This window comes from Flavobacterium sp. (assembly GCF_049240005.1).
GTDB lineage: Bacteria > Bacteroidota > Bacteroidia > Flavobacteriales > Flavobacteriaceae > Flavobacterium.
Map to the genome: position 1 here is coordinate 17,111 of NZ_JBMLTK010000129.1, position 5,764 is coordinate 22,874.

The window sequence follows — 5,764 nt, forward strand, 5'->3', positions numbered from 1 at the left end:
TCGTATTCTTGGATTTTGCGATACAGCGTTGTTAGTGCAACTCCGAGTAATTCAGCAGTTTTTGTTTTGTTGCCGTTTGTGTAATTAAGAACTTTCTGAATGTGAATTTTCTCTGCGCTTGCAAGTTCAAAAGCCGAGAGTGTCTTACTTTTTACAACTGCAGTTGTTGCCAATTGAAAGTCGGCTGGAAGATGCTCGATCGTAATTTGCGAATCTGCTAAAATAACGCTTCTTTCAACGACATTTTTCAATTCACGGATATTCCCTTTCCACTCATGCGCTTGTAGGGCTTGAAAATAGTTTGGATCGACCGTTGTAATTCGTTTGTTTGTTTTTGCTGAGGCTTTTTCTAAAAACAGTTTGGCAAGTGCTTCAATATCGGAATTTCGTTCGCGTAAGGGTGGTAAATGAATTTGAAATACCGAAATACGATAAAACAAATCGGAACGAAAATTACCCCTTTGAATTTCATCATTTAGATCGCGATTGGTGGCAGCAATAATGCGTACATTTACTTTAGTGGGTGTCGAATCGCCTACGCGAATAAAACTTCCTGTTTCCAAAACTCGGAGCAATTTCGCTTGTAGATCGATTGCCATTTCACCGATTTCATCCAAGAAAATTGTGCCGTTATTCGCGGCTTCAAAAAGACCTTTTTGATCTTTCATAGCACCGGTGAATGCCCCAGCACGATGCCCAAACATTTCGCTTTCTCACAATTCTTTGCTAAAAGCAGAGCAATTTATAGCTACGAAATTATTTTTGGATCGGTTACTAGCGTGATGAATTGCTTGTGCGAAAACCTCTTTTCCAGTTCCAGTTTCTCCAGTGAGTAAAACAGTGGTATCGGTCGTTGCTACTCGCTGCGCCAAGGCTACAGCATCTTTTATCGCTTTTGATGTACCAATAACTTTATCAAACGAATGTTTATTTCCAAGTTGTTGCTCCAGATTTGCAACACGTTTCGATAAATCAACTTTCTCTAACGCACGATACAATAACGGAATTATCTTGTTGTTATCGTCTCCTTTGGTTAGATAATCGAAGGCGCCATTTTTTATCGCTTGAACGCCATCGGGAATGTTTCCGTAAGCGGTAAGCAATATGACTTCGGTAGTCGGAGAACTGGTTTTAATTTCCTTCGCCAAATCAATTCCAAATGCATCGGGAAGCTTGACGTCGCATAAAACCACATCCACGTCGGTTTGTGTTAATTTACGAAGACCTGATTTTTTATCACTAGCTTGATGTACTTCGAAACCTTCCAAGCTAATGATTCTAGCTAGCAACCCACGTAGCTTCTCCTCGTCGTCTATAATTAAGATTTTTCTCAAAATGTATTATAAAAACTGAATTGCAAAGGTAAAACAGTTCTTTTGTGTAGCTAGCGTTCTTCGGAAGCCGTTTTTAAAAAAGTTTAATTACAATTCGAGTTTATTGCCAATACGTAGGTTTCAACCACTTTCAGTTTTTTGGCTGTCTCTGCACCTAAAAAACCAGAGATGTCGGTTTCACTAATTTGTGATTGATACTCTCGAAGGAGCTTCTTTGCAGTAGGCATATAACTCCAATGCCATTTTTCAACCTCATAACCGCTGGAACGATTAGCGCCTTTTTCGTTATAAACCTGACAAAATCCGTAAGTTGCTGCATGCTCAACTAACCATTGATATTCCTTTTTTCCTTTTTGGGTTTCGAAGTAGGAAGGTGAAACGCTATTAATATCTATGTCTGTTCCCCAGTGATGACGTGAAGTTCCAGGCATAGCGCTGTATTTCATGATGATTTTTGCGCGATGTACCGGATTTTTGACTGTTATCGCAAGATTCTTTCCAGAAACAAGCGTTTGACCGCGCCATTTCTTCTCCCAAATCTTCTTTTGATACGTGAAGTTTCGAGTGGCAGAAATTATTTTTAGGGAGATTCCTTCTTGCGCTGCTTTTGTATGCATTTGTTGGAATGCGTCTAACACTTCGCGACGCAAAAACAAATCTTTTTTCGTGGAATACTGTTCAGGAATAATAGAAAAATCGGGATGTGAAGCCGGAATAAACTTCCCTATTAAGTAATCTTTACTAAAAGAATGTGAACTTTGATTGTAATTTTTACCTGCAAAACGTACATCTTTTTTCTGCGAAGTATTATTCTTTTCTGCGTAAGCGAAAAAAGCGAAATAAACAGCTGGAAATATGGCTAATAGTGATTTAAAACGACTAAAGTTTATCATAAAAAAATCGGCAACAAGGATGTAGCTTTCCAAAGGTAGTGGAAATTAGCTTGTAAACTAACTTCTATAACTTGAACTTTAAACAAATACGAATTTGACTTAAAGTACCTTTTTTGCTAAAATCTTGTTGCCGATTTTATCTCGTGAAGTTTGGTTTTTAATCGTTCATCGAAATCAAAAACTCTTCATTATTTCGGGTTTTCTTGAATCTGTCGTTAACAAAATCCATGGCCTCCACCGGGTTCATATCCGACAAATATTTACGCATGATCCACATACGTTGCAATGTTTTTTCGTCGAGTAGCATGTCATCGCGACGTGTAGATGACGACATTAGGTCAATCGCAGGGAAAATACGCTTATTGGCAATTTTACGATCTAATTGCAATTCCATATTTCCAGTTCCTTTGAACTCTTCAAAAATCACTTCGTCCATTTTAGAACCTGTCTCGGTAAGTGCTGTGGCGATAATCGACAGTGATCCGCCGTTTTCGACATTACGAGCAGCACCGAAAAATCGTTTTGGTTTCTGAAGTGCATTAGCGTCGACACCACCACTAAGTACTTTACCTGACGCAGGTTGTACCGTGTTGTACGCTCTGGCTAAACGTGTTATCGAATCGAGTAGAATCACAACATCGTGTCCGCATTCAACCAATCGTTTGGCTTTTTCAAGAACGATATTCGCAATTTTCACGTGCTCTTGCGGCTCGCGATCAAAGGTCGATGCAATAACTTCGCCGCGAACAGAACGCTGCATATCGGTTACCTCTTCCGGACGCTCGTCGATTAGCAATACCAATAGATAAACTTCGGGGTGATTTGCAGCAATTGCATTTGCAATATCTTTCAACAACATCGTTTTACCTGTTTTCGGTTGGGCGACAATCATACCGCGTTGTCCTTTACCTATCGGTGCAAATAAATCGATGATTCGTGTAGAAATAGAACTTTGTTTTTCAGCTAAGCGAAATTTTTCTTGTGGGAAAACGGGAGTTAAGTGTTCGAAAGCAATTCGGTCGCGAACAATTTGCGGATCGTGTCCGTTGATTTTCAAAACTTTAACTAGAGGGAAAAACTTCTCTCCTTCTTTCGGCGGACGCACCACGCCTTTGACAGTATCACCTGTTTTCAGACCAAACAAACGTATTTGTGAAGTTGAGAGATAAATATCGTCTGGTGAAGCCAAGTAGTTGTAATCCGAAGAACGAAGAAAACCATATCCATCAGGCATCATTTCGAGAACGCCTTCAGATTCGATGATGCCATCAAATTCGTAATCGGCGTCTTTGTATGCAGGTTTCTTTTTAAAGTTTCCGTTTGGATTGTTACCGTTACTCGCTAGCGAATTTTGGTTTTGGAAGTTATTTCGTTGCTCGTTCTGATTTTTTTGAAAGGGTGCAGACTTAACCTGTACGGGTGTTGACGTAGCTTCTTCAGCAGGATCAGTGTTTTCAGCTTTTGGCGGAGTATTTTCCGAAAACTGTTCCGAACGTTTACCGAAAGGTTTTGGCGCTCTGGGCTCAAATTTCTTTTTATTGAAATTCTTTTGGCGATCGTTATTGTTTTGGTACGCAACTGCTGGTTCGTTTACCTGATTATCAGCGGCTTCCAAAACTGGCTTAGCGGTTTCGGCAATAGGCTGTTCAGTAGGAACTTCTTCAAAAAGCGGAACTTGCGATCCCGCATCATTAGTATCCTTACGCTTGCGACCTCGTTTTTCGCTTTTAGGTTCAACGTTTACATCTGCGGTTTTAGAATCCTGATTTTGTAAAGCAAGAATACTTTCAATTAGAGCTTCTTTTTTAACGCCGTGATATTTAATTTGTTGAGAAGCTTTCGCAATTTCTTGCAACTCAGGCAGCTTCATTGCCTTTAGTTTGGAACTATCGAACATAGATTTCCGGATAAGTTTAGATAGGGAATTGTGAGTAAAAAAATGTTGCTTAGAATTTTTAGAAACAAAAGACATAAAATGAAGTACTTATGCCTTTGTGCTGCAATATTACAAATTAATTTCTAGTAAATACAAGGTTTTTTTAAAAAAGAGCTTATACATTTGCAGTGTTCAGAGTAGTAAATATGTTACAGCGGATACAAACTGTTTATTTAATAATTGCCTTCTTTTTGTCGGGAGTTGTATCGTTTTTATCTCCAATGTATGTTGATAATGGAAACGATATTTTTGCATTTAGCAAGATTGAATTTAGTATGCTGTTTGGACTTTCGGCCATGCTGAGTGTGGTGAGTTTGCTGAGTTATAAGAATCGTAAGCAGCAATTTGTACTTGGTCGTCTGAACATTTTAATTCATGTAATTTTATTAGGAGTACTTGTATATCGATTGCTAAATTTATCTGGAGGACCTCTAGGTTCTGTGAAAGGTATTGGGAGCTTCCTTCCTATTGTTTCTATCGTTTGTTTGGCGTTAGCCAACAAGGCCATCAAAAGGGATGAAGATCTTGTAAAATCTGTAGATCGAATACGGTAAACCTGTAAACTTAGTTTATTAGTGCGAAGAAAAGTCCGGTGTTATACTGGACTTTTTTTTATGTGTCGCGCGCCCAATTCGATTACTTCTAGATTCGTTGGTTTAGCAGCTTCAATCTCAAAACGGAGCATGGTACGAATTTGATGAAAGCCACTGATTCCGCAGGCACCTGGATTCATGTGCAAGTGCTGGTATCTCGGATCTCTCATCACTTTTAATATATGCGAATGTCCGCAAATCACCATTTTTGGTTTGTTTGTCTCAATTAAAGACCGCGTGATTTGATTGTAGGTTCCGGGATAACCACAAATGTGTCGGATAAGCACACTTAAACCGTCGACTTCAAAAAAATTGTTTTCCGGAAACCGGAGGCGGGCCGACTGTCCGTCGATGTTTCCGAAAACTGCTCGAAGTTTCGCCACTTTTTCAAGTTGATCGACAACCGAAAGGTTTCCGATATCACCTGCATGCCAAACTTCGTCGGCTTTTGACGCGTATTCTAAAATACGTTCGTCGATATGTCCGTGAGTATCCGATAAAACCAGAATTTTCATAATGCTTCGGTTGCTAAAAAAAGCGGAATCCGCAGTTCAATTAATTGCTCAAAAATAAGGCAAGCAATCACTTTCGACCTATTTTAATTCAAGAAAAGTGTGTTTTTGAATTCGAATTGACGTTTTTAAAAAATATGCGGAAAACCCGTAATGGTATGTCGATTTTTTTTCAAAACTTCGCTTTGATGGGGGCGGGTGGGATGGGGAGCGATTCCCACGTACGAAAATCCCAGAAATAAATTTTACGGAAAAACCGTAATTAGGAAAAATTTTGTGATTTCGAAATTTCGAGATAAAAAGATTTAAGGAGCACAATGTTTCACAAAGTTTTTCACAATGCAAACAACGCCAGCCTTCGACAAGCTGAGACAGCAGCTTTTTTTAAGCGCGCAGAATACACCGAAGTTCACAGAATTTGGTGGAATGTTTCGCCGGTGAGGAAAGCACAGAACGTGTCAAGCCGCCTAAAAATTGCACCAGCCTTCGACAGGCT

Annotated in this window: 4 protein-coding genes and 1 pseudogene; 1 reads left to right on the top strand and 4 read right to left on the bottom strand. The window is 39.5% G+C overall.

Translation table 11 applies throughout. The annotated features are described in order from the left end of the window. The 3 genes and pseudogenes from ACOVQQ_RS13000 to rho form a co-directional block, all read right to left on the bottom strand. A pseudogene (locus ACOVQQ_RS13000) lies at window positions 1-1,337 on the bottom strand (sigma-54-dependent transcriptional regulator); the annotation flags it as partial. Window positions 1,338-1,417: 80 nt separating this feature from the next. Then, window positions 1,418-2,260 carry a M15 family metallopeptidase gene (locus ACOVQQ_RS13005; protein WP_421818571.1) on the bottom strand — a complete coding sequence of 281 codons (843 nt, stop codon included), beginning with the start codon at window positions 2,258-2,260 and terminating at the stop codon, window positions 1,418-1,420. A 124-nt stretch (window positions 2,261-2,384) separates the two neighbouring features. Then, window positions 2,385-4,124 carry a transcription termination factor Rho gene (gene rho, locus ACOVQQ_RS13010; RefSeq protein WP_421818572.1) on the bottom strand — a complete coding sequence of 580 codons (1,740 nt, stop codon included), beginning with the start codon at window positions 4,122-4,124 and terminating at the stop codon, window positions 2,385-2,387. A gap of 185 nt (window positions 4,125-4,309) precedes the next feature. Between rho and ACOVQQ_RS13015 the strand changes: the two genes are divergently transcribed. Next, complete coding sequence (locus tag ACOVQQ_RS13015) at window positions 4,310-4,717, top strand: DUF4293 domain-containing protein (protein WP_421818573.1); 408 nt, start codon at window positions 4,310-4,312, stop codon at window positions 4,715-4,717. Window positions 4,718-4,758: 41 nt separating this feature from the next. Here the strand turns inward: ACOVQQ_RS13015 and ACOVQQ_RS13020 are convergent, their stop codons facing one another. Continuing rightward, window positions 4,759-5,271 carry a metallophosphoesterase family protein gene (locus tag ACOVQQ_RS13020; RefSeq protein WP_421818574.1) on the bottom strand — a complete coding sequence of 171 codons (513 nt, stop codon included), beginning with the start codon at window positions 5,269-5,271 and terminating at the stop codon, window positions 4,759-4,761. Window positions 5,272-5,764: the final 493 nt, after the last annotated feature.

Excerpts from the sequence above, each read along its gene's own strand:
- ACOVQQ_RS13020 (WP_421818574.1), bottom strand. The coding sequence starts at position 5,271 with ATGAAAATTCTGGTTTTATCGGATACTCACGGACATATCGACGAACGT.
- ACOVQQ_RS13015 (WP_421818573.1), top strand. The coding sequence starts at position 4,310 with ATGTTACAGCGGATACAAACTGTTTATTTAATAATTGCCTTCTTTTTG.
- rho (WP_421818572.1), bottom strand. The coding sequence starts at position 4,124 with ATGTTCGATAGTTCCAAACTAAAGGCAATGAAGCTGCCTGAGTTGCAA.